This is a genomic window from Nocardiopsis lambiniae, assembly GCF_031845465.1.
GTDB classification, from domain to species: domain Bacteria; phylum Actinomycetota; class Actinomycetes; order Streptosporangiales; family Streptosporangiaceae; genus Nocardiopsis; species Nocardiopsis lambiniae.
Map to the genome: position 1 here is coordinate 64,082 of NZ_JAVREP010000024.1, position 22,050 is coordinate 86,131.

Sequence of the window (22,050 nt, forward strand, 5' to 3'; positions counted from 1 at the left end):
CACCCGACGTCTCTTTATGTGAGATAAAAATATCAATATATGAGACAAAGGGTTCACGTGAGCCTCCCCACCAGGTCGAGCAGGGCGGCCGTACCCGCCGCGTCCCCCAGGATCACCAACCGCAGGCTCCGCCCCCGCGGATCGTGGACCGCCTGCACGTGCAGCCGCGCCCGCCCCTCGGGAGGTCCGGCGGCCGCCGCGGTGACCAGGGTCGTCACCCGATCCGCCCACTCCCGGTCCACCCCCTCCAGCCGCACCACCGTGGAGACCTCCACCGACGGCGGCCCCTCCGGCTCCGCCGGGCCCACCGGACCGCCGCCGAACTCCTCCAGGTCCTCGCGGCGGATCCGGTACTGCTTGCCGATGCGCGTCGCCGACAGCCGCCCGTCGCGGATGTAGCCGCGCACGGTCTTCACGTGCAGGCCCAACAGGTCCGCCACCTGCTCCACCGAGTAGTACAACTGCTCCACGAACCACCCCTTCGTCACCGGAGATCACCCGATCCCCCTTCTGGCGGGGAAGGATACGGGATGAAGGCGCAGCTCCGGAGATCCGCCGAAGAAAACCCCGCCGAACGCGATGAGTCCGCACCGGACGCCGAGTCGGTACGGGAGACGGAACACCCCGCACCGAAGGGAACGACACCATGACCCGCCTGAACAAGATCACCCCCTGCCTGTGGTTCGACACCCAGGCCGAGGAGGCCGCGAACTTCTACGTCGGCGTCTTCGACGACGCGCGCGTCCTCAACGTCACCCGCTACGGCCCCGGCGCCCCCCGGCCCGCCGACATGGTCCTCACCATCGACTTCGAGATCCAGGGCCAGCAGATCACCGCCCTCAACGGCGGCCCGGAGTTCACCTTCTCCGAGGCGTTCTCCCTCCAGGTCACCTGCGACGACCAGGAGGAGTCCGACCGCTACTGGTACGCCCTCCAGGCGGACGGCGGACAGGAGGGCCAGTGCGGGTGGCTCAAGGACCGCTACGGGTTCTCCTGGCAGGTCTTCCCGCACGAGCTCAACGACCTGCTCACCGACCCCGACCCCGGGCGGGCGCAGCGCGCCATGCAGGCGATGCTCAAGATGCGGCGCATCGACCTGGCCGAGGTCCGCCGCGCCGCCGACGGGGGATGACGGGGCCCGCGGCCGGAACCCGTACGACAGGGCCGGGCCCACCGGACCGCGCACCGTCCGGTACCGATCCCGCGGGGTGTCGTCCATGGCGGCCGGCCCGACGTCGGTGGGCTCGCGGATCCACGAGCACGCCCCGAGCAGCAGCCGGCCGCCCGGTCCGAGCAGGTCGGACGGCGACGGAGCGGGGGGAGCGCGGGACCGACCACCAGGGCGGGACCGCGCGTCCCCCACCCCGATGTCACCCGGTCCTCCCCACCGGCCGACCGGGCGACCCGGGGTCGGTGGCGGTCACGGCCGGTCCGCCCGCCCGCGCCCGGGGGCGGTCAGCGCGCAGTCACCGCAGTACCCCGACCCGGGCACCCGGTAGTACAGGCAACAGGTGGTACGCCGGAACACCGCCGCCCCCTGCGCGTCGAGGCCGCCGTAGGACCCGGTGCCGACCAGCGGGGGACGCGCTCCCACCAGGCGGACCACCTCCTCGGCGGCCCCGCGCACCCCCGGCCGGTCCAGACCCAGCGAACGCGCCGCACCGGCCAGGGCCGAGGCGGTGTTGCCCCGCAACAACCCCGGCGCCACCCGCCCCACTTCGGCCAACCCCGCCGCGACCGGCTCCAGCACCCCTTCCAGAACGGTCGTGACGAGGTGGCCGGCGGCCTCGGCGGGGCCGGTGCCCACGCGCTCGGCCCACCGCTGCCGGGTGCGCAGCGCCACCGGACCCCGCCGGTCCGGGTCCCAGTGGAACGCCTCCACCCGCAGCGCCGCCCCGTGGCACAGTGCCGCCGCCAACACCGGCGACAACAGCCGGGTGGCCAACCCCTGCTGGAAGATCGACGCCCCCACCCGCCACTCCACCGCCTCGACGGGGACTCCGGCGAACCCGGCCAGGACCGCCCGGACCCGGTCCACCTCCGTCGCCAACGTGCCGGGGCCGGCGTCACCCAACGGCCGCCACCCCGCCCCGGGCGGCTCCGTCTCCACGGCGAACAGCGTGTTGACCCGGCCGATGTCGGCCAGGACCGGCACCACCTCGATCCGCGCGGAGTCCACCCTCGCCCCTCCTCACCGGTGGCGGTAGTGCCACCACCACTTCGGGTCCACGTGCTGATGACATCGTCCCGTCCACGTCCGCGAACCTAGATTGGGATACGTGACCGGTCACAGCCCACCACTCCCGGAAGAACGCGGCACCGACGGACCCCCCGCCGTGCTCGCCGGACTTCCGCGTGTCACCGTAACGGCCCACGGCCCGCCCTGGCGCGCCCGCGCGGTCGAGATCGCCTACCTGATGACCTCGTTCGCGTTGGCGCCGCTCCAGTTGGTGCCCGCGTTCATGATGATCATCGCGGCCTCCTGGGTGGGACTCGTCATCGCCCGCCCCTGGTCGCCCTCACCGGCCGCGGAGAGCCCACTGGACTTCCTCGTCGAGGCGGTCCTGCTCCTGGTGGTCCTGCCCGCCTGCGCGACCCTGCTGGCGCGGGCGACCTGCCGGGTGCAGCGCCACCGTCTGGGCGCGGTCTTCGGGCTCGTGGAGGCCGGGGCACCCGACCCGCTGGCCCCCGAAGGGCGCTGGTCGCGCCTGGCGCGGTTCGTGTTCGGACGCGACGCCTGGTCCATGGTCGTGTACTCCACCGCCGCCGGACTGCACGGACTGCTGTTCGGCGGTCTCGTGGTGATCATGGTGGTGTGCGGCGGAGCCTTCGCCGTCGGCGCCCTGGTCGGGATCGTGTTCATCCTCGTCCAGGGCCAGCCCGACGACCTGTCCTCGCCGCTGGTCCAGGTGCTGGTCGGACCGTTGATCGCCGTGGTCGGTGTGCGCCTGGCCCCGTACGTCGTGGCCACCGAGGTGCTCGTGCACCGGGTGCTGCTGTTCGACGCCCCCGAGATGCGCATCCGGCGACGCCTCTCCCACGTCCAGGACAGCCGGCTGCGCATGGTGGACGCCGCCGAGGCCGAACGGCGGCGCATCGAACGCGACCTGCACGACGGCGCGCAGCAACGCCTGCTCGCCCTGACCATGACCCTCACCCGCGCCCGCGCCCGGGTGGGCACCGACCCCGACACCGCGTTGGACCTGATCACCGAGGCCCAGCGCGAATCACGTGAGGTCATGGACGAGCTGCGCCAGGTCGCGCGGGGACTGCACCCGAGGGTGCTCACCGACCACGGACTGCCCGCCGCCCTGCCGGTGGCCGCGGGGCGCTCACCCGTCCCGGTGCGGGTCGAGGTGGACCTGCCCGAACGCCCTTCGCCGCGCGCCGAGGGCGTCGCCTACTACGTGGTGTGCGAGGCGCTGACCAACGTGACCAAGCACGCCGACGCGGCCAGGGCCACCGTGGCGGTCCACCGCCTCGTCCGGCCCACCCGTCACGGCGGGGACCTGCTGCGCGTCACCGTCACCGACGACGGATCGGGCGGGGCCGACCCCGAATCGGGCACCGGCCTGTACGGCCTGTGGGACCGCGTGGACGCGGTCGACGGCACCCTGACCGTGCACAGCCCGCAGGGCGCGGGCACCGTCCTGACCGCCGACATCCCCTGGGAGGCATGAGCACCGTGTTCTACGGTCACCGAACGGGAACCGCCCCGGAGAGGGAACCCCGGGTCATCATCGCCGAGGACTCGGTGCTGCTGCGCAGCGGCATGACCCGGCTGTTGGAGGACGCCGGGGTGGAGGTCCTGGCCGAGGTCGGTGACGCCGACGCCCTGATGAGGGCGGTCCTGGACCACCCCGAGGTGGACCTGTGCCTGGTGGACATCCGCATGCCGCCCACCTTCTCCGAGGAGGGCATCAAGGCGGGGATCCGCATCCGCGAGGAGCACCCGGACGTCGCGGTGCTGCTGCTGTCCCAGCACGTGGTGGGCCGCTACGCCGCCGAACTGTTCGGCGGACGCGACATCACCCGGGTGGGCTACCTGCTCAAGGACCGGGTCGCCGACATCGACGAGTTCCTGACCGTGCTGCGGCGCGTGGCGGGCGGCGGCGCCGCGATCGACCCCGAGGTGGTGTCGCAACTGCTCAGCGGGCACCGGGGCAACGCCCTGGACCGGCTCACGCCCAGGGAGACCGAGGTCCTGGAGGTGATGGCCCAGGGGCTCAACAACGCGGGCATCGCCGTGCGGTTGACCGTCACCGAGCGCGCGGTGGAAAAGCACATCCGGTCCATCTTCACCAAGCTCGACCTGGGTCAGGACGACCACGATCACCGCAGGGTACAGGCGGTCCTGCGCTATCTGCGCGACCACGACCGGCCCTGACCGACGACCGCGAGGGGGCGAAAGCCCCCGAAGAGGAGGAAGAAGTGACATTCAAGGCACGGGGCCTGTACGCCTCGTCGAGCAAGGAACCCGGCAGCGGGTTCCGCACCGGGCCGTGGCTCCTGCTGGGCGGCGCCCTGGTCGTGGTCCTGGTCGTGGTGACCGTGTTCTCCGCCCTGGGCAACGTGGGTCTGAACCGCGGCGAACGCGGTGACTCCTTCGCGGCCCCCGAACGGGTGGTCATCGAGAACGAGACCGGCGGAGAGGTCCGGCTGTCCGGCACCGACGCCCCGGAGGTGCGGGTGGACCGGAGCCTGCGCGGTACCCCGTTCAACGAACCCGACGACGAGATCGAACTCGACGGCGGGGAGCTGACGATCGACGCCGAATGCTCGGGCCTGTGGTTCGTGGGCGACTGCGCGGTCGATTACGACATCGCGGTGCCCGCCGGGGTGTCGGTGGAGGTGCAGAACCATCGCGGAATGATCGTCGCCACCGGCATCGACGGCGATGTCCGGGCGGAGACCGTCTCCGGCCGGGTGGAGGTCGAGGGGATCACCGGGTCAGCGGACCTGGAGACCGTCAGCGGGAGCATCGTCGCCACCGGCGCGGGCGAGCGGCTGAGCGCCGTCTCCGTCTCCGGGAGGATCGACGTGTCCGGGTTCGACGCCGAGACGGTGGAGGCCGAGTCCGTCAGCGGGTCCGTGAGCGTGGGGGACGGGTTCACCACCGCCGAGGTCTCCACGACCTCCGGGGGGATCGACGTGTCCACCGACACCCGGTTCGAGACGCTGGCGGTGGAGTCCACCAGCGGCTCCGTCGACGTCCGGGTACCCGAGGACGCCTACGACGTCACCGGTTCCTCCGTGTCGGGCGGCCGCGACATCGGGGTGGACGCCTCCGCCTCCGGTCCGCGCGTCCAGGTGGACACGATCAGCGGCGGGGTGACCGTCCGGAGCGGTTGAGGTTCATCCGCGGATGAAGCGCAACGCCGTCCAGTCCGAGTCGATCGGCACCTGGTCGGCGGGGCGCCACCCCTCGTCGGTCAGCACGTCCCACCCCTTGTCGGGGCCCAGGTCGGTGATGATGGTGCCGCCGCGCCGGGGATGGCACACCCACACCAGGGTGGTGGGCGGCAGGGTCTTCAGGATCGGGTGGACCTCGCGGTCCACCGTCCCCCGGTCCAGCGCGAACAGGTGCACGGAGGCGTACCCGGCGCCCTCGATGGGCCCCAGGTCGATCTGGAGGTCGGGCGGCGGCTCCAACAGCCGCAGGTACCGCTCGGGGGCGTTGAGGACGAGCAACCGGTCGCCGGGACGGACCCCGAGCCTGTGTGCGAGCGTCTCCGCCATGTCCCCCTCCGATCTGCGGACGGGTCCCTCTCCCGCCCTAGGGGACACCGTACGGGCCCCGCGCCCCGAAACCGAGGACCTGCCCCCGCTCGACCCGGAGATGACCGGTTTTTTAGGATGTTCCCATGACAGATGACAACGGCGCACTGCGCTGGGGCGTGCTCGGCACGGGCGGTATCGCGCACTCCTTCATGGAAGGCCTGCGGGCCACCCCGACGGCACGGGTCACGGCGGTGGGATCGCGCACCCGGGAGCGCTCCCAGGAGTTCGCCGCCGCGTGGGGGATCCCCCGCGCGCACGGGTCCTACACGGACCTGGCCGCCGACCCCGAGGTCGACGTGGTGTACGTGGCCAGCCCCCACCCCTGGCACCACCCTCACGCCCTGCTGTGCCTGAACGCGGGCAAGCACGTGCTGGTGGAGAAGCCGATGGCGATGAACGCCTTCCAGGTGTCGGAGATGACGGCGGCCGCCGCCGACAACGGAGTGTTCCTCATGGAGGCGATGTGGACGCGCTTCCTGCCCGCCCACCGTCTGGCCCGGGAGCTGATCGCCGACGGCGCGATCGGCGAGCTGCGACAGATCTCCGCCGAGTTCGGGGTCAACGCCCCCTACGACCCCGACCACCGGCTGTTCAACGCCGACCTGGGCGGCGGCGCGCTGTTGGACCTGGGCGTGTACCCGCTGATGCTCGCCTCGTGGTACCTGGGGGAGCTGACCCTGGTGGGGGCCACCCGCCGACTGTCACCCGACCACATGGTGGACACCCACACCACGATGCTGGTGCGCGGTGAACAGGGGGCGACGGCCACCCTGTCGTGCGCTTCGCTGACCGCCCTCCCGGATCGGGCGGTGCTGGCCGGGACGGAGGGGCGGGTGGAACTCCCCCTGTTCTGGGCGGCCACCGATCTGGTCCTGCACCGCGAGGGACGCGAACCGGAGACGTTCCACCGCCCCTTCCGCGCCAACGGTTACGAGTACGAGGCGGAGGAGGTCGCCCGGTGCGTCGCGGCGGGGCTGTCGCAGAGCCCGGACATGCCCTGGGACGAGAGCCTGCGCCTGGCGGTGCTCACGGACAGGGTGCGCGACATGGGCGGGCTGGTCTACAGCGCCCCCACCGTCAAGGCCGTGCCCTTGTGAGCAGTGCGGCGGCCTCCGCCGGGGCGGGGGCCCCGGTGCGTTCACCGCGCCGTGGCCGCCCGCCCAGGGCGGGCAGGCGCCGCGCCCGGGAGCGGGCGGCCCGGGCCAGGGCACAACGCGCCAACGCGGCGGCGTTCAGGTGCGCCACCACCATGAGGGCGTCCTTGGGTCCGATCCGGTGGGCGAAGAGGTCGTCGATGTCGCCGTGTCCGCTGCGCGGGCGCACCCCGTAGACGTCGCCCTCGAACATCCGGTAGGCGTCGCGCACCACCAGGGTGTCGGGGTCCAGGCCGGGGCCGTCGCCGAGCCAGTCGGCGGCCTCGGCGGCGATGCGCCGGACCCGAGCGGGGAGGGGCCGGCGCGTGTTGGGGAAGACCCGCTGGGGACCGAGGTTGTGCAGCCATCCGGCGTAGACGGCGGGGTGGCGGGTGCGCATGACCACGTCCACGCCGCGCAGGGGCCGGTGACGGATCTCCCGGGTCAGGAAGTGGGTCATCAGCGCCGAGGTGAGGCCGGTCCGCCGGTGGGCGGGCACCACCCCGGTGGCGTCCAGGTACACGACGGGACGTCCTGCCAGGTGGAGCCGGTGGTAGCCGCCCCAGCCCACGGGGACGTCGTCCTCGTCCAGGACGAGGGCCAGGGTGCTGACGCGGTCGAAGAACCCGCCGTCGATGCGGGTGCGCCAGTAGGAGGAGTGGTCGGCGCCGAAGGCGCGTGCCGCCAGGCCGCGCAGGATCAGGTGCAGACGGTCGCGCCGGTCGGCCGACAGATCGGCCGGGGAGTCCCAGCGGGCGATCCGGTAGCCGGGACACAGGTCTTGGACCGTCGGCGCGGGGTCTGGGGCGGGTGTCTGGCTGTGGATCCGGTCCCGGGTGAGCACGCACAACCCACTTTCGTCACTCTAGGAGATCATGTAAATCCACACAGTAGTGACTTTGGGGTGTGCTCGCTCGGACTTCTCCTCAACGCCCCGAAAAAGTGCCCTCAAGGGAGACCTTCGACGATCGGTGGGTGGGACCTGTGCGCGTGGTCGGTGCCCGCCCGGCTCATCCCCGCGCCCGGCGGACGCGGGGCGGCGGACCCGGACCGCCCGCCCGACGCGCACCGAACCGATCGACGGGTCCCTCGTCTCGGTGGGTCCCAAGGGCCTCCATGACGAACTCGACCCCGCGACGAAGCGGTGCCTCTCCGCCGGACCGCACCGCGACCGGTCGAAGGTCGATCCCCCCGGCCCCATGGACATCGACCTCACCGGGCATCGGAACGTCGGAGGCGTCAGTCGCCGCCGTCGGCGGCACGGTGGAGGCGGGCGGCCAGGGTCCGCATCTCCTCGCGCAGTTCCCCGGGTTCCTCCACGCGCATCTCCACGTCGTACATGGCCAGGTAGCAGGCCATGACCATCAGCGAATCGCTCGCGACCTCGACCACGCAGGAGGAGTCGTCGACGGGCTCCACCCGGGCGTACTCGGCGATGCCGCGCTCGACCGCCTCCCGTGCGCCGATGAACAGGCGCACCCGGGCGCGCTCGGTCCACATGTGGAGGTTCATCCGCTCGGCCATGTAGGCGGCCACCCCCTGCTCGGGCGGATCGCGCGGGGGCACCCGCGGCCCCGTGGGGGTGAGCGGGCGCATCCGGTCCACCCGGAAGGTCCGCCAGTCGTCGCGCTCGTTGTCCCAGGCCATCAGGTACCAGAGCCGCCCCCGGGAGACCAGCCGATGGGGTTCGGTGACCCGCCGCGAGGTCGTGCCGTCGTGGCGTTCGTAGTCGAAGCGCAGCCGTTCCCCGTCGCGGCAGGCGCCCGCGACCAGGGCCAGCACGTCGGCCTCCACCGTGGGCCCCCTGCCGGGCATGGGCACGGTGAAGGTGCCCAGGGCGTCCACCCGGCGCCGCAACCGCGAGGGCAGCACCTGGAGGAGCTTGGCCAGGGCGCGCACCGAGGTCTCCTCGATGCCCGACACCCCGCCCTGGGCGGCGGTGCGCAACCCCACCGCGACGGCGACGGCCTCGTCGTCGTCCAGCAGCAGCGGCGGCAGGGCCGCGCCCGCGCCCAGTTGGTAGCCGCCGCCGGTGCCCATGGTGGCCTGGATCGGGTATCCGAGTTCGCGCAGCCGGTCCACGTCGCGGCGCACGGTGCGGGCGCTCACCTCCAGGCGGTCGGCGAGTTCGGCGCCGGGCCAGTCCTTGCGCATCTGGAGCAGGGACAGCAGCCGGAGCAGTCGTGAGGACGTGGTGGTCGTCATACGCCGCAGTCTGCCAGGAGTCCAGGACAGATGCTGTCCGCCATCGACGGTGGGGGAGCAGCGCGATGGCCCCGGGCCGACACCGTCCGCACGCGACGTGGGCGGGCCGCGGGAGGCCACCTCGCGCGGTCGACGGGCGGGTGTTCATCGACACGGCGGCGTGCGCCGTTTCCGCTCTCCACGGTGCGCGAGCCGGGTGCGCGTGAACGCGCACCGGGCCCGCGCCCGGCTCCGGGGTCACGGCTCCGGGGTCCGCGGCGCGGCCGTCACGGCGACGGCCTCCACCTCCACGAGCTGGTCGTCGTAACCCAGCGCGGCCACGCCGAGCAGGGTGCTCGGGGCGTCGTGTCCGCCCATGTGGGAGCGCACGACCTCCCACGCGGCCACCAGGTCCTCCTGTCGGGGGGAGGCGACGTACACGGTGGTCTTGACGATGTCGGTGAGGTCGGCTCCGGCGTCGGCCAGGGCCGTGCGCAGGTTGCGCATGACCCGTTCGGCCTGCCCGGCGACGTCGCCGACGGCGACGGTGGCGCCCTTCTCGTCGAGGGGGCAGGCGCCGGCGGTCCACACCGCCCGCAGGGGGCCGGTGACGGTGGCCGCGTAGGCGTAGTCGACGTGTTCGGTGAGGGTCCGGCTGCGGACGAGACGTACGGCGGTCATGGGTCTCCCCGGGTTCGCGATCACTTCCTTCCCCTCCAACGCCGAGGCGCGCGTGACGGTTCGCGGTTCTCCCCACGGCAGAGCGCGTCAATTTCAATTGACACAAAAAATCCGTCAAGCTAAATTGACACCATGGAAGAGGGAACGCCGGTCGACCCGGCCACCGGCCTGATCGCCGTCGCCGCACTGCGCAAACTCGCCGACCACCTGGAGTCCCTGCACGTGCGCACCGCCCGCGAACAGGGTCGCTCCTGGCAGGAGATCGCCGACCACCTGGGCGTCACCCGCCAGGCCGTCCACCAGAAGCACGCCCACCGGGAGTAACCGTGTTCGAACGCTTCAGCCGCACCGCCCGCACCGTCGTCAGCGAGGCCATCACCACCGCCGCCGACCACGGCGACGCCAAGGTCGGCCCCCGCCACCTGCTGATCACCCTGGCCCGCTCGGAGGGGACCGCCGCCCGCATCCTCGCCGAGGCCGGGATCACCCCCGACATGCTGGAGGACCCCCCCAACGGCCCGGCCGGACTCACCGACCGCGAACTCCGCGCCCTCCGGGCCGTCGGCATCGACACCGACGCCCTGTTCCGCCGTATGGAGGCCACCTTCGGCCCCGAGGCCCTGACCCCGCCCGCCGAACCGGCCGTCCCGCGCAGGCGCGGCCTCCTGGGCAGCCCCTTCGACCCCAAGGCCAAGAAGGCCCTGGAGCTGTCCCTGCGCGAGACCATCGCCGCGGGACACCGCACCATCGACACCGCCCACCTCCTGCTGGCACTGCTGCGCCAAGGCCCGCCCGAACCCGCCGCCACGGTGCTCGCCGAGCACGGCCTCACCTACGACGAGGCCCGCCGCCGCACCGGCGAACTCCTCGACGAAGCCGCCTGACCGGATCCTTCGCGAAAACCCCACGAGGGAACAGTGGAGGACAGAAACCGTCCTCCACTGTTCCTACTGTTCTGATCATGACGAACAGCGCAGCGATCCGCCCCTTCCGCATCGAGATCCCCCAGGAGCAGATCGAGGACCTCCACGCCCGGCTCGACGCCGCCCGATGGCCCGCCCCGCTCCCCGGCGACGACTGGGACACCGGTGTCCCCACCACCTGGCTGCGCGAACTGGCCGACCACTGGCGACACGGTTACGACTGGCGTGAGGCGGAGAAGGAACTCAACGCCCTCCCGCAGTTCACCACCGAGATCGACGGCCAGAACATCCACTTCCTGCACGTGCGCTCACCCGAACCCGGCGCACTGCCGCTGCTGCTCACCCACGGCTGGCCCGGCTCGGTGGTGGAGTTCCTCGACCTCATCGGCCCCCTCACCGACCCCCGCTCCCACGGCGGCGACCCCGCCGACGCCTTCCACGTCGTCATCCCCTCCCTGCCCGGCTTCGGGTTCTCCGGACCCGTCTCCGACACCGGCTGGAACGTCAAGCGCATCGCCCGCGCCTGGGCGGAGCTGATGGACCGGCTCGGCTACGAACGCTTCGGCGTCCAAGGCGGCGACCTGGGCGCGGCGGTCTCGCCCGACGTCGCCCGCGCGGTCCCCGATCGTGTGGTGGGCGTGCACGTCAACGGTGGTCTGGGCATGCCCCCCGAGGACATCTCCGAGGAGGAACTGGCCTCCCTCACCGACCTCGAACGCGACCGGATCGCCCGCATCGGCGCGTTCATGACCGAGCAGTTCGGCTACATCGCCATCCAGGGCACCCGCCCCCAGACCCTGGGCTACGGACTGACCGACTCCCCGCTCGCCCAACTGGCGTGGATCATGGACAAGTTCCGCGAGTGGACCCACCCCCGGCCCACCCTCCCCGAGGAGATCATCGACCGCGACCGGCTGCTCACCAACGTCATGCTGTACTGGCTGACCGGCACCGCCTCCTCGGCGGCCTACGTCGGCTACGCCAACGAGATGGGCTGGGGCGAGGTCGACGAGGACTCGGGCGTGCCCACCGCCGTCCTCGTGTTCGCCCACGACGTGGGCATCCGCCGCTACTGCGAGTCGGAGAACACCATCGTGCGCTGGACCGACGTCGAGGACCGGGGCGGTCACTTCGCCGCCATGGAGGAGCCCGAACTCCTCCTGTCGGACGTGCGCGCCTTCTTCTCCGACCTGCGCTGACGCCCCGCCCGCCGTGCCCCGGCCGGGGCACGGCGGGCGCGCCTCACCCCCGCCTCCGGGCGCGCAGCACCGCGTCGTGCATCGTGGCCCGGCGGCCACCGCGCTCGACCTCGCGCCGCCGCGACTCCGCCACCACGACCTCCCACACCCCGGGGTCGAGCCCCGAGGCGATCTCCTGCGCGCTCACGTGCGACTCCGACAGCGACCCGGTGTGACCGTGGGCCTCGGCCGGGTCGTGTCCGACGATGAGCAGCGTGCCGCCCGGCGCCACCGCCGACGCCAACCGGTCGAAGAACGCCCGGTACCCACCGGTGGGATGCACGTAATGACTGCTCACCAGGTCGAACCCGCCCCCACCGGGGATCTCCTCGGTCAGGTCGGCGCGCACCCACGTGATCCGTTCCGCCGCCCCCGCCTCCAGGTCCCCGGCCCGCTCGCGCGCCGCGTCCAAGGCGGCCCGGGAGATGTCCACCGCCGTCACCGTCCATCCCCGCGCGGCCAACCATTGGGCGTCGGCGCCGGTACCGGCTCCCGCGTCCAAGGCGGTGCCCGGGGTCAGGTCGGCGACCTCGGCCACCAGTCGCGGGTTCGGGTGTCCGCCCTTCCCGTGGTCGTGCCCTCGATAGCGGTCCTCCCAGTACTCCCGGTCGAACGTCTCCGCCACCGGCTCCCCCTCACAGTCCGTGGCGGCGCTCGCCCGCCACCATCACGTGCGCCTCGGCCTCGGCCTCGGCCGAGAACCCCGCCCCGGCGCGTGCCCCGGCGACCGCCCGATCGGCCTCCTCCATGACCAGGTCGCCGTTGATGTGCGCACCCGCCAGCGTGCCCGCCGCGGCTGCGGCGCCGACCTGGGCGGCCAGATCGGTGACGTTGCCCGCCGCCCACACCCCCGGCACCTCGGTACGGCCACCGAACTCGGTGGGCACGTGCTCGCCCACACCCATCGGATGCTCCCGCACCACCAGGCCCAACTCGGCCAGGAACCCGGCGCGCGCCACCATGCGGGTGGCGATGGCCACCGCCTCGCGTTCCACCACCCGGCCGTCGGCCAGCCGCACCCCGGTGAGGCGGTCCTCGGCCGACTCCACGGCCACGACCTCGCCCTCGACCACCTCGATGCCGCGCGCGGCCAACCGTTCGCGGTCCTCCGCGCCGATCTCCGGCGCGGTGTGGGAGAAGAACACCACGTCCTCGCTCAACTGGCGCATCAGCAGCACCTGGTGCACCGACATCGGCCCGGTGGACAGCACACCGATACGCCGATCGCGCACCTCCCACCCGTGGCAGTAGGGGCAGTGGAGCACGTCCCGCCCCCACCGCTCCCGCAGACCGGCCACGTCGGGGAACTCGTCCGCCAGACCGGTGGTCACCAGCAGCCGGCGGGCCCGCAGGACACGCCCGTCGGCCAGCGTCACCGCGAACCCGTCCCCGTCGCGGACCGCACCGGTGACCTCACCGGAGATCACCTCCCCGCCGTAGCCGCGCAACTCCTCACGGCCCAGCTCCAGCAGCGCACCGGGGGCGATGCCCTCCCGGCCCAGCAGCACGTGCACCCCTTCGGCCGGGGCGTTGCGCGGCGCACCCGCGTCCACGACCACCACCGAGCGCCGCGAACGGGCCAGCGTCACCGCCCCGCTCAGCCCGGCCGCTCCGCCGCCGATGACCACCACGTCGTGGGTGTCGTTCCGTCGATCCGTCACCTCGATCACCTCCGCGACCAGCATGCGGCCCGAGCAACGAAAACCACAAAATTCTTTGCCGCATCGGCAAAAGAGGAGGTGGGGTGTGCTCCGCTCACAACTCCCGGTCGGGGATCAGCACGCTCAGGCAGGTCACGCACGCCTCCAACTTCTCGAACTCGGAGATGTCCACCGGCAGCACCCGCCATCCCTGCCCGGCCAGCTCGTGAACGGTCTCGTGCGCGGCAGCGCTGATGAGCACGTCACGCCCGCCCAACGGCAGCACGTGCGCCCCCTCCGCCTCCGCCGGGCGACGGATCGGCGGCAGCGCCGAGGCGTCCACCAGCTCCGCCAGCCCGATGACCGCCCCGTCCGGCAGCGCCGTCACCGCCGACTTCAAATGCAGCACCCCGCCCAACGGCACCCGCCGCACCTCCCGGCCCAGCGGTTTGAGCAACTGCTCCAACTGGGCGGCCCCCGTCTCGTCGGTGCGCCCGCCCACCCCCACGTACACGGTCGCGCCCACCTGCAACACGTCGCCGCCGTCCAGGACGCCGGGCGCCTCGATCCGCGCCACCCGCAACCCCAGCCGCCGCACCGCGGCCTCCACCCCGTCCACCTCGCCGCGCCGCTCCGGCGCCCCCGACCGGGTGAGCACCGCCAGGTCCTCGAACACCACCACCGGGTCCTCCACGAACACCGCGTCGGGGTGCTCGGGCGCCGGATCCACCTCGTAGACCCTCCACCCGGCCGAGGCCAGCGTCTCCTGGTAGATCGTGTACTGGCGGGACGCCAGCACCGGATCGACCTCGACCCGGTCGATGTGGGTGACGATGCCCTGCGCCAGGTCGGGTCCGGGACGCCGCATCAGGGCGACACCGTGCGTGTACGCGTTCAAATCATGTCCTCCAGGGGATGGGTGCGCTCCTCGTCGACCGCACAACCTATCGCCGCTGCATACCCCGGACCGCGGCGCGGCACGCGGGTCCTTCGACTTGTTCCGGGATCCCTCGCACGGCAGGGTGGAGCACATGGACGTGATCGTGGTCGGCGGCGGCATCGTGGGGACCGCCACGGCGTTCCACCTGGCCCGGAAGGGCGTCTCCACCGCCCTGGTGGACTCCTCACACACCGGTCGGGCCACAGACGCCGGCCAGGGCGTCGTCTTCCCCTGGCCCTTCCCCTGGGAGGACCCGGCCGTCCAGGACTTCAAACGACGCGCCGCCGGCCACCTGCCCGCCCTCATCGAGGAACTGACCGACGACGGCCAGGCCACCGGATACGAACGGGTCGGCGGCATGTCGGTGGACCTGGAGGGCGACGACGCCGGCTACGAACTCGTGCGCGCCCTGGCCGACCTGCCCGGATACGAGGGCATGGGCCGGGTGGAGCGACTGGCCCCCGGGGAGCCGCGCGAACACCTCCCCCTGCTGCCCGCCTTCTACGCCGGCGTGTACATCGAGGGCATGGCCCGCGTCCACGGCCGGGTGCTGCGCACCGCCCTGTTCAACGCCGCCGAGGAACGCGGCCTGCGCTACCGCAAGGGCGACGCCCACCTGCTGTGGAACGGCCACCGGGTGAACGGGGTGCGCGTGGGCGGCGAGGACCTGGAGGCCCCCGTGGTCGTCGTCGCGGCCGGCGCCTGGTCGGGACGGCTGCTGTCCGCGGTCGGGGTGAGGGCGCCGGTGTTCCCCGTGCGCGGCCAGATCACCCACTTCGCGCTCCCGGGGACCGACACCCGCGCCTGGCCCGTGGTGCGCTTCGGCGAACACGACCACCACGTCGTCTCCTTCGGACCCGACCGGGTCGTCACCGGAGGCACCCGCGAACCCGAGGCCGGATTCGAGTGCCGCGTCACCGCCAAGGGACTGTCCGACAACCTCGCCACCGCCCTGGACCTGATGCCGGACCTGGCCGAGGCCACCGTGGTGGAGACCCGCGTCGGTCTTCGCCCCGGCACCCACGACGGCCGCCAACTCCTGGGGCCGATCGAGCGGCTGCCCGGGATCATCGTGGCCACCGGCCTGGGCGGGGACGGCCTGTCCCTGGGCCCCTACCAGGGACTCGTCGCGGCCCGCCTGGCCATGGGACGGGCCACCGAGGAGGACCTCACCGCCTTTCGCCCCGACCGCCCCGGCGAAGGGGCACGACCTGCGGAGGTTGAGTAGGCGTACTCAGGCGCACCCCCACCGGCCCGGACGATCATGGGTACATGAACCTCTTCGCCCCCACCCCCAGGTCCAGCCCCCAGTTCTACCTCCAGTCGATGATCTCCTTCGCCGCCGCCTCCCTGGGCCTGGGCGTGGGCATCGTCTTCCTGCCCGTCGACCTGTGGATCCGCGCGTTCCTGGGCATGGGCCTGCTGTACGTCGTCACCGCCACCTTCACACTCGCCAAGTGCGTGCGCGACCGCCAGGAGGACCAGGCCGCCGCCGAGGCCGCCCAGCAGTACCAGCAGTGGAACGGCGCCGAACAGGTCCCCCAGCAGCGGTGAACCCCGCCCCCCGCCACCGCGTGTGCCAGGGCGGTGGCGGGGCCGCGGATCAGGCGTTGGGCGGAAGAGCGGTTCCGGCGCCCCGGCGGCGCGGACGCAACAGGTCGTGGCGTTCGCGCGGCAGGGTGGGCTCGCCCGCGCCCTGCACCTCGAACCCCGCGTCGGCGATCATCTCCAGGTCGGCCTTGCCGGCCTGCCCCTCACTGGTGAGGTAGTCGCCCAGGAACAACGAGTTGACGATGTGCAGCGCCAACGGTTGCAGCGTGCGCAGGTGGATCTCCCGACCCCCGGCCAGCCGCACCTCCACGTCGGGGAACACGAACCGGGCCGCCGCCAGGATGCGCAGACAGCGCTGCGGGGTCAGCTCCCAGGTGCCCTCCAAGGGGGTGCCCTCGAACGGCATGAGGAAGTTGACCGGCACCGAGTCCGGCCCCAGTTCCCGCAACGCGAACAGGGCGTCGATGAGATCGTCGTCGCCCTCGCGCATCCCCGCGATCAGCCCCGAGCACGGCGACAGACCGGCGTGCTTGGCCTGTTCCACCGTGTCGACCCGGTCGGCGAACTCATGGGTGGTGCAGATGTCGGCGTACCGTTCCTCCGACGTGTTGAGGTTGTGGTTGTAGGCGTCCACACCCGCCTCGCGCAACCGTTCGGCCTGCCCCTGCGACAACAACCCCAGACAGGCGCACACCTCCACCCCCGGGTGCTCCTTCTTGATGCCCTCGATGGTGGGGGCCAGCCGGTCCACGTCGCGGTCGGTGGGGCCGCGCCCGGACGCCACCAGGCACACGCGACTGGCACCGGCCCTGACCCCCTGATCGACGACCTCACGGGTCTGATCGGGCTTGAGCCAGGTGTACTTGACGATCTCGGCCTCCGAGCCGAGCCGCTGCGAGCAGTAGAAGCAGTCCTCCGGGCACAGACCGCTCTTCATGTTGACCAGATAGTTGAGTTTGACGCGGCGGCCGAAGTACCGCAGTCGTACCCGGAAGGCCGCCGCGACCAGATCCATCAGGTCGTCGTCGGATCCGCTCAGGACGGCGCACAACTCGTCGCGGGTGGGGGTCTCACGGCGCAGGGCCTTGTCGGCCAAAGGCTGGTAGATCGTCACGGAATACGATCCTGAAGGGCCGACCCGGTGCGGCGCATCCACCGGACCCGCCAAAAACACCGCCCGACTCTTGTAAGGGCGCGACCGTTTTCGGGCGGTATCCGGTGATGTACGGGGAGTCGGAGTCAGCCGCGCTCGACGGCCCGCCCCCGCCCGTCGACCACGGGCTTCCCCCGAACGTCCCAAACAACGGGCATCGTTGGGCATCTTTGCCCCAGCGTCGGGTACCGGGGCCGTGACGCACGGTCGCGTCGGGTGCACTCTGGGAAGGTCGGTCGTCGGGGGGAGCGGGCGTGAGCAGTGTCGACAAGGGGACAACAGGGGAGAGCGGGGAGGCGAACATCGTCCACGTGACGATGATCGCCATGGCCGCCGCCATGGGCGGTTTCCTCTTCGGGTACGACAGCGCCGTCATCAACGGCGCCGTCGACGCCATCCAGGCCAGGTTCGAGGTCAACTCGGCGGTCCTGGGCTTCACCATCGCCTCGGCCCTGCTCGGCTGTGTGCTGGGCGCGGCCACCGCCGGTTACCTGGCCGACCGCCACGGGCGCATCCGGGTCATGCAGGTCGCCGGTGCGCTCTTCGCGATCAGCGCCATCGGCTCGGCCCTACCGTTCAGCGTGTGGGACCTGACCGCCTGGCGCGTCCTCGGCGGCGTCGCCATCGGCATGGCCTCGGTCATCGCCCCCACCTACATCGCCGAGGTCTCACCGGCCGCCTACCGGGGCAGGCTGGGATCGCTGCAACAGCTCGCGATCGTGCTGGGCATCGCCTGCTCGCAGCTGGTCAACTACGGCATCGCCCAGATCGCCGACGGCAGCTCCCAGAACATGCTCGGACCCGTCCAGGCCTGGCAGTGGATGCTCGGCATGGAGGTGCTGCCCGCCGCGATCTACCTGCTGCTCAGCCTGCTCATCCCCGAATCCCCCCGCTACCTGGTGCGGGTGGGACAGGTGGACAGGGCCCGGACCATCCTGTCCGACGTGGAGGGCGGCGGCGCCGAACGCATCGAACGCCGCATCGGGGAGATCCGCCAGGCCCTGGGCTCGGAGGTACGGCCCAAGCTGAGCGACCTGCGCGGCCCCTACCTGCTGTTGCCGATCGTGTGGATCGGCATGGCCCTGTCGGCGTTCCAACAGCTCGTGGGCATCAACGTCATCTTCTACTACTCCAGTTCGCTGTGGCAGTCGGTGGGCATCGCCGAAACCGACTCGCTGCTGTTGAGCCTGTTCACCTCGGTCGTCAACATCGTCGGCACCGTCATCGCCATCACCCTGGTGGACCGGATCGGCCGCAAGCCCCTGCTGCTGGTGGGCTCGGTGGGCATGACCCTCGCGCTGGCCACCGCCTCCTACGCGTTCGGGAACGCCGTGGTCGACGGCGACGAGGTGAGCCTGCCGTTCGTGTGGGCGGCCGTGGCGTTGACGGCGGCGAGCTCCTTCGTGCTGTTCTTCGCCCTGTCCTGGGGTGTGGTCGTGTGGGTGCTGCTCGGTGAGATGTTCCCCTTGCGGATCCGCGCCGCCGCGATGGGCGTGGCCACCGCCACCCAGTGGCTGGCCAACTGGCTCATCACCGTCAGCTTCCCCAGCCTGCGCGACTGGAGCCTGAGCGGCTCCTACCTCATCTACGCGGGCTTCGCCCTGCTGTCGTTGCTGTTCGTCTGGCGGTTCGTGAAGGAGACCAAGGGCAAGACGCTGGAGGAGATGACCGGCTGAGCGGGCCGGGGAGTTCGCCGTGACACCCCGGGGCGGCACCCCCGGGGTGAGGTCGATGGTCGGCCACCGGCACCCGGAACCCGGGCTTCCCGGGAGTGCCGGACCGGCCCGCCGCGCCCCGGGCGCGGCGGGCACCGCGATCATCCCGAGGGCTCGCCCGCCAGCAGGGCGCGCACCCCCTCGGCCGTGGTCTCGACCAGCCCCTCGCCGACGAACAACCACCGCGTGATACCGATCGACTCCAGGAACGGCAGGTCGTGCCCGGCCACCATCAGCGCGCCCTCGTAGGACCCCAGGGCAGCGGTCAACCGCCGCACACCGGACACGTCCAGGTTGTTCGTGGGCTCGTCCAACACCAACAACTGCGGGGCGGGGGAGGCCAGCAGCAGCGCCGCCAGCGTGGCCCGGAACCGCTCGCCGCCCGACAGGGTCCCCACCTCCTGGGCGGCGCGCGCCCCTCGGAACAGGAACCGGGCCAACTGGGAGCGGATACGCCGATCCTCCACCCCCGGCGCCGACCGTTCGACGTTCTCCACCACGGTCAGGGAGTCGTCCAGCATGTCCAGCCGCTGGGGCAGGAACCGGGCCGGCACGAACACCCGCGCCCGCCCCTCCTTCGGCTCCAACTCCCCGAGCAGGGTGCGCAACAGGGTGGTCTTACCCGCCCCGTTGCGGCCCACCAGGGCGATCCGCTCGGGACCGCGCACCCACAGGTCCGCGCCCCTCAGGATCCCGTGCACCGGGGTCAGCCCCTCGGCCCTGAGGACCTCCCGCCCCGAGGGCACGGCGGTCTCCGGTAGATCGACCGTGATCTCGGCGTCCTCACGAACCGCGTCGGCGGCCTCCTCCCGGCGCTCGCGCGCCTCGTCGAGGCGCTCCTCGTGCACCCCCTTGAGCCTGCCCGACGACTCCTGGGATCGGCGTTCGAGGTTGCCGGCGACGATCTTGGGGATACCGCCCCGGGCCTGGACCCTGCGGTTCTGCCTCAGCCGGCGGGCCAGTTTGGTCCGGGTCTCCTCCAACTCGCGTTTTTGCCGCCTGACGTCGGCGTCGGCGGCCCGCAGGGTGCGCTCGGCCGCCTCCCGCTGCACCGCCAGCGCCTCCTGGTAGGCCGACCAACCACCCCCGTACCAGGTGATCGACCCCGAGCGCAGCTCGGCGATGCGGTCCACGCGCTCCAGCAGGTCGCGATCGTGGCTGACCACGATCAGAGTGCCCGAGCGCCACCCGTCGACGGCGTCGTACAGCCGGCGTCGGGCGAACAGGTCGAGGTTGTTGGTGGGCTCGTCGAGCAGCAGGACATCGGGGCGTTCCAGCAGCAGGGCCGCCAGGCGCAACAGGGTCGCCTCACCGCCGGAGATCCGCCCCACGGTGCGGTCCAGTTCGATGCCGTCCAGGCCGAGCGCGCCCAGGGTGGCCAGGGCGCGCTCCTCGACATCCCAGTCCTCGCCGACCGTTTCGAAGTGCTCCTCGGACACCGCGCCGGCCTCGATGGCCTTGAGCGCCGCACGGGTGTCGGCGATGCCCAGGGCCCGGTCGACGCGCAGATCGGTGTCCAGGGCGATGTTCTGCGGCAGGTGGGCGACCCGTCCGCGGACGGTCACCGACCCCGACGTGGGCTTCCTCGCCCCGGCCAGGAGTCCGAGCAGGGTGGACTTGCCCGAACCATTGGCGCCGACCAGGCCCGTACGGCCCCGGCCCACGGTCAGGGACAGGTCCTCGAACACGGTCGTGCCGTCGGCCCAGGCGACGGTCAGGGAGGAGCACGCGACGGAGACACCGGCGGCGGTGGGTTGTGACATGGTTCTCTCGCAATACGGAAGCGAAGTGACAAGGGCTTCGTATGCGAGCACCACGCGGCCGGGGCCGACAAGGAGCGGTGAGAGGGGTCCCGTGACGGGGACGGCTCGTGCACCGAGGTTCTGCACACGCGGATCACCGAGGGCCCGGGGCCGAGGGTGATGGCAGGCTAAAGGCCGTGCCGCGTGATGATCGCGAACCTCAGATGCGCAACGTCCACCTCATTCGTAGACGACAGGGACGGGCGCCAATCTACACGCCCCGCACCCCGATGCCAACGGAGAACCGAACACCACCCCCCGAGGGGACCTCCTCGCCCGACCCGACCGGATCAGGGACGGGGCGGCACACGGCCGACCGGCGGCGCCTTCCCCGAACACGGGGATCGCCCGGGCCGGGGGAGTGCCGGCACCGCTCACTCCAGGTCGATCTTGCGTTGGAGGTACTCCTCGCGGCCGATCTCACCGCGCGCGTATCTCAGCCGCAGCTCCTCCTGGGCGCGGTCGACCCCGGGAGGGGTCCGGTCCGGGGGCGCGACCTTCCCGGCGGTGGACCCGGCCGCCACCGTGATCACCAGATAGGTGCCCAACGCGACCATGACCAGGATCACGATCGTGGCGAAGAAAGCGGTCACGGCGTACTCCCTGCTACGGAGGGAACCCTTCACCTTCCTGTCTACCCGGGCGGACCGGTCCGCACCAGGGGCCGACCGGACCTGTGCACAACGCGGACCCCGCGCCGGTCGCCTTAACCTGGGATGTCGCCATCCGGACGAAAAGGGGCGGGATGCGCGTTCTCCTCGTGGACAATCACGATTCCTACACCTACAACCTGTTCCAGCTGATCGCCGAGGTCGCCGGGACCGAACCCGTCGTGCTCACCAACGACGACCCCGACTGGAACCGGTTCGACCTCGCCGGCGTGGACGCCATCGTGATCTCACCCGGACCGGGCCGCCCCCAACACCCGCGCGACCTGGGCCGGGTCCCCGAACTCCTGGCCGCCACCCGGCTCCCGGTCCTGGGCGTGTGCCTGGGCCACCAGGCCATCGCCCACCTGGCCGGGGCCGACGTGGTCTCGGCCCCCCGCCCCCGCCACGGCCACCTGACCCGGGTGCGCCACACCGGCCGGGGCCTGTTCGAAGGGCTGCCACAGGACTTCACCGCGGTGCGCTACCACTCGCTGGCCGTCCCCGAACCCCTGCCCGCACCCCTGACGGTCACCGCCCGGGCCGAGGACGGCGTGGTCATGGCCCTGGAACACCGCACCCTGCCACGGTGGGGGGTGCAGTTCCACCCCGAGTCGATCGCCGGGCAACACGGCGCCGCCCTCATCGGCAACTTCCTGGAC

24 protein-coding genes are annotated in these 22,050 nt (G+C 72.1%); 12 read left to right on the top strand and 12 right to left on the bottom strand.

The annotated features are described in order from the left end of the window. Positions 1-53 precede the first annotated feature (53 nt). On the bottom strand, positions 54-470 hold the full coding sequence (locus RM479_RS24375; RefSeq protein WP_311514042.1) for a helix-turn-helix domain-containing protein: 417 nt from the start codon (positions 468-470) through the stop codon (positions 54-56). A 176-nt stretch (positions 471-646) separates the two neighbouring features. On the opposite strand from RM479_RS24375, the gene RM479_RS24380 reads away from it, so the two are divergent. Next, positions 647-1,132 carry a VOC family protein gene (locus RM479_RS24380; RefSeq protein WP_311514043.1) on the top strand — a complete coding sequence of 162 codons (486 nt, stop codon included), beginning with the start codon at positions 647-649 and terminating at the stop codon, positions 1,130-1,132. A 288-nt stretch (positions 1,133-1,420) separates the two neighbouring features. Here RM479_RS24380 and RM479_RS24385 read toward each other — a convergent pair whose 3' ends face one another. After that, complete coding sequence (locus RM479_RS24385) at positions 1,421-2,179, bottom strand: (2Fe-2S)-binding protein (RefSeq protein ID WP_311514044.1); 759 nt, start codon at positions 2,177-2,179, stop codon at positions 1,421-1,423. 100 nt (positions 2,180-2,279) lie between these two features. Here RM479_RS24385 and RM479_RS24390 point away from each other — a divergent pair, with 100 nt between their 5' ends. The 3 genes from RM479_RS24390 to RM479_RS24400 are packed head-to-tail and all read left to right on the top strand — an operon-like array spanning position 2,280 to position 5,352. Then, positions 2,280-3,680 carry a sensor histidine kinase gene (locus tag RM479_RS24390; RefSeq protein WP_397223055.1) on the top strand — a complete coding sequence of 467 codons (1,401 nt, stop codon included), beginning with the start codon at positions 2,280-2,282 and terminating at the stop codon, positions 3,678-3,680. After that, positions 3,677-4,387 (top strand): response regulator transcription factor, encoded by a 711-nt coding sequence (locus tag RM479_RS24395; RefSeq protein WP_311514045.1) that lies wholly within the window; start codon positions 3,677-3,679, stop codon positions 4,385-4,387. Before RM479_RS24390 ends, RM479_RS24395 begins: the two co-directional genes overlap by 4 nt. 44 nt (positions 4,388-4,431) lie before the next feature. Then, positions 4,432-5,352 carry a DUF4097 family beta strand repeat-containing protein gene (locus RM479_RS24400; protein WP_311514046.1) on the top strand — a complete coding sequence of 307 codons (921 nt, stop codon included), beginning with the start codon at positions 4,432-4,434 and terminating at the stop codon, positions 5,350-5,352. 3 nt (positions 5,353-5,355) lie between these two features. Here the strand turns inward: RM479_RS24400 and RM479_RS24405 are convergent, their stop codons facing one another. Continuing rightward, positions 5,356-5,739, bottom strand: coding sequence for a hypothetical protein (locus RM479_RS24405; protein WP_311514047.1), 384 nt, complete (start codon positions 5,737-5,739; stop codon positions 5,356-5,358). Between the two features lie 125 nt (positions 5,740-5,864). Here RM479_RS24405 and RM479_RS24410 point away from each other — a divergent pair, with 125 nt between their 5' ends. Beyond that, on the top strand, positions 5,865-6,878 hold the full coding sequence (locus RM479_RS24410; RefSeq protein WP_311514048.1) for a Gfo/Idh/MocA family protein: 1,014 nt from the start codon (positions 5,865-5,867) through the stop codon (positions 6,876-6,878). Here the strand turns inward: RM479_RS24410 and RM479_RS24415 are convergent. The 3 genes from RM479_RS24415 to RM479_RS24425 all read right to left on the bottom strand — a co-directional run bounded on the left by RM479_RS24415 (position 6,859) and on the right by RM479_RS24425 (position 9,779). Continuing rightward, entirely contained in the window at positions 6,859-7,764 is a 906-nt protein-coding gene (locus RM479_RS24415) for a GNAT family N-acetyltransferase (RefSeq protein WP_397223059.1), read from the bottom strand. The genes RM479_RS24410 and RM479_RS24415 overlap by 20 nt on opposite strands. Before the next feature lie 389 nt (positions 7,765-8,153). Beyond that, positions 8,154-9,119, bottom strand: coding sequence for a helix-turn-helix transcriptional regulator (locus RM479_RS24420; protein ID WP_311514050.1), 966 nt, complete (start codon positions 9,117-9,119; stop codon positions 8,154-8,156). Positions 9,120-9,356: 237 nt separating this feature from the next. After that, positions 9,357-9,779, bottom strand: coding sequence for a RidA family protein (locus RM479_RS24425; protein WP_311514051.1), 423 nt, complete (start codon positions 9,777-9,779; stop codon positions 9,357-9,359). Between the two features lie 132 nt (positions 9,780-9,911). On the opposite strand from RM479_RS24425, the gene RM479_RS24430 reads away from it, so the two are divergent. The 3 genes from RM479_RS24430 (at position 9,912) to RM479_RS24440 (ending at position 11,901) form a co-directional block, all read left to right on the top strand. Further along, positions 9,912-10,103 carry a helix-turn-helix domain-containing protein gene (locus RM479_RS24430; protein ID WP_311514052.1) on the top strand — a complete coding sequence of 64 codons (192 nt, stop codon included), beginning with the start codon at positions 9,912-9,914 and terminating at the stop codon, positions 10,101-10,103. A 2-nt stretch (positions 10,104-10,105) separates the two neighbouring features. Then, complete coding sequence (locus tag RM479_RS24435; protein WP_311514053.1) at positions 10,106-10,663, top strand: Clp protease N-terminal domain-containing protein; 558 nt, start codon at positions 10,106-10,108, stop codon at positions 10,661-10,663. 77 nt (positions 10,664-10,740) lie between these two features. Next, positions 10,741-11,901 (top strand): epoxide hydrolase family protein, encoded by a 1,161-nt coding sequence (locus RM479_RS24440; RefSeq protein ID WP_311514054.1) that lies wholly within the window; start codon positions 10,741-10,743, stop codon positions 11,899-11,901. 43 nt (positions 11,902-11,944) lie between these two features. Here RM479_RS24440 and RM479_RS24445 read toward each other — a convergent pair whose 3' ends face one another. From RM479_RS24445 to ddaH, 3 genes are all read right to left on the bottom strand, one after another. Then, entirely contained in the window at positions 11,945-12,565 is a 621-nt protein-coding gene (locus RM479_RS24445; protein ID WP_311514055.1) for a class I SAM-dependent methyltransferase, read from the bottom strand. 10 nt (positions 12,566-12,575) lie between these two features. Further along, the gene (locus tag RM479_RS24450; protein WP_311514056.1) at positions 12,576-13,625 is read right to left on the bottom strand and encodes an NAD(P)/FAD-dependent oxidoreductase; all 1,050 of its coding nucleotides are present in this window, start codon (positions 13,623-13,625) and stop codon (positions 12,576-12,578) included. Positions 13,626-13,695: 70 nt separating this feature from the next. After that, on the bottom strand, positions 13,696-14,448 hold the full coding sequence (gene ddaH / locus RM479_RS24455) for a dimethylargininase (protein WP_397223070.1): 753 nt from the start codon (positions 14,446-14,448) through the stop codon (positions 13,696-13,698). Positions 14,449-14,611: 163 nt separating this feature from the next. Between ddaH and RM479_RS24460 the strand changes: the two genes are divergently transcribed. Both RM479_RS24460 and RM479_RS24465 read left to right on the top strand, forming a co-directional pair. After that, positions 14,612-15,748, top strand: a complete 1,137-nt coding sequence (locus tag RM479_RS24460; protein ID WP_311514058.1) for an NAD(P)/FAD-dependent oxidoreductase — start codon at positions 14,612-14,614, stop codon at positions 15,746-15,748. 44 nt (positions 15,749-15,792) lie between these two features. Next, positions 15,793-16,074: a YiaA/YiaB family inner membrane protein gene (locus RM479_RS24465; RefSeq protein ID WP_274809701.1), complete on the top strand. Its 282-nt coding sequence runs from the start codon at positions 15,793-15,795 to the stop codon at positions 16,072-16,074. A 49-nt stretch (positions 16,075-16,123) separates the two neighbouring features. Here RM479_RS24465 and bioB read toward each other — a convergent pair whose 3' ends face one another. Further along, on the bottom strand, positions 16,124-17,185 hold the full coding sequence (bioB, locus tag RM479_RS24470; RefSeq protein ID WP_311514059.1) for a biotin synthase BioB: 1,062 nt from the start codon (positions 17,183-17,185) through the stop codon (positions 16,124-16,126). A 293-nt stretch (positions 17,186-17,478) separates the two neighbouring features. Between bioB and RM479_RS24475 the strand changes: the two genes are divergently transcribed. Further along, the gene (locus tag RM479_RS24475) at positions 17,479-18,900 is read left to right on the top strand and encodes a sugar porter family MFS transporter (RefSeq protein ID WP_311514060.1); all 1,422 of its coding nucleotides are present in this window, start codon (positions 17,479-17,481) and stop codon (positions 18,898-18,900) included. 140 nt (positions 18,901-19,040) lie between these two features. Here RM479_RS24475 and RM479_RS24480 read toward each other — a convergent pair whose 3' ends face one another. Beyond that, positions 19,041-20,702 carry an ABC-F family ATP-binding cassette domain-containing protein gene (locus tag RM479_RS24480; RefSeq protein ID WP_311514061.1) on the bottom strand — a complete coding sequence of 554 codons (1,662 nt, stop codon included), beginning with the start codon at positions 20,700-20,702 and terminating at the stop codon, positions 19,041-19,043. Positions 20,703-21,115: 413 nt separating this feature from the next. Further along, on the bottom strand, positions 21,116-21,334 hold the full coding sequence (locus RM479_RS24485; protein ID WP_311514062.1) for an SHOCT domain-containing protein: 219 nt from the start codon (positions 21,332-21,334) through the stop codon (positions 21,116-21,118). A 152-nt stretch (positions 21,335-21,486) separates the two neighbouring features. Here RM479_RS24485 and RM479_RS24490 point away from each other — a divergent pair. Next, positions 21,487-22,050, top strand: a 564-nt coding sequence (locus RM479_RS24490; RefSeq protein WP_311514063.1) for an anthranilate synthase component II, incomplete at its 3' end; no start/stop codon positions are given.

Bases quoted from the DNA above. Each gene is read 5' to 3' on its own strand.
- RM479_RS24380 (WP_311514043.1), top strand. From the start codon at position 647: ATGACCCGCCTGAACAAGATCACCCCCTGCCTGTGGTTCGACACCCAG.
- RM479_RS24395 (WP_311514045.1), top strand. From the start codon at position 3,677: ATGAGCACCGTGTTCTACGGTCACCGAACGGGAACCGCCCCGGAGAGG.
- RM479_RS24405 (WP_311514047.1), bottom strand. From the start codon at position 5,739: ATGGCGGAGACGCTCGCACACAGGCTCGGGGTCCGTCCCGGCGACCGG.
- RM479_RS24410 (WP_311514048.1), top strand. From the start codon at position 5,865: ATGACAGATGACAACGGCGCACTGCGCTGGGGCGTGCTCGGCACGGGC.
- RM479_RS24420 (WP_311514050.1), bottom strand. From the start codon at position 9,119: ATGACGACCACCACGTCCTCACGACTGCTCCGGCTGCTGTCCCTGCTC.
- RM479_RS24425 (WP_311514051.1), bottom strand. From the start codon at position 9,779: ATGACCGCCGTACGTCTCGTCCGCAGCCGGACCCTCACCGAACACGTC.
- RM479_RS24430 (WP_311514052.1), top strand. From the start codon at position 9,912: ATGGAAGAGGGAACGCCGGTCGACCCGGCCACCGGCCTGATCGCCGTC.
- RM479_RS24440 (WP_311514054.1), top strand. From the start codon at position 10,741: ATGACGAACAGCGCAGCGATCCGCCCCTTCCGCATCGAGATCCCCCAG.
- RM479_RS24450 (WP_311514056.1), bottom strand. From the start codon at position 13,625: ATGCTGGTCGCGGAGGTGATCGAGGTGACGGATCGACGGAACGACACC.
- ddaH (WP_397223070.1), bottom strand. From the start codon at position 14,448: ATGCGGCGTCCCGGACCCGACCTGGCGCAGGGCATCGTCACCCACATC.
- RM479_RS24460 (WP_311514058.1), top strand. From the start codon at position 14,612: ATGGACGTGATCGTGGTCGGCGGCGGCATCGTGGGGACCGCCACGGCG.
- RM479_RS24465 (WP_274809701.1), top strand. From the start codon at position 15,793: ATGAACCTCTTCGCCCCCACCCCCAGGTCCAGCCCCCAGTTCTACCTC.
- RM479_RS24480 (WP_311514061.1), bottom strand. From the start codon at position 20,702: ATGTCACAACCCACCGCCGCCGGTGTCTCCGTCGCGTGCTCCTCCCTG.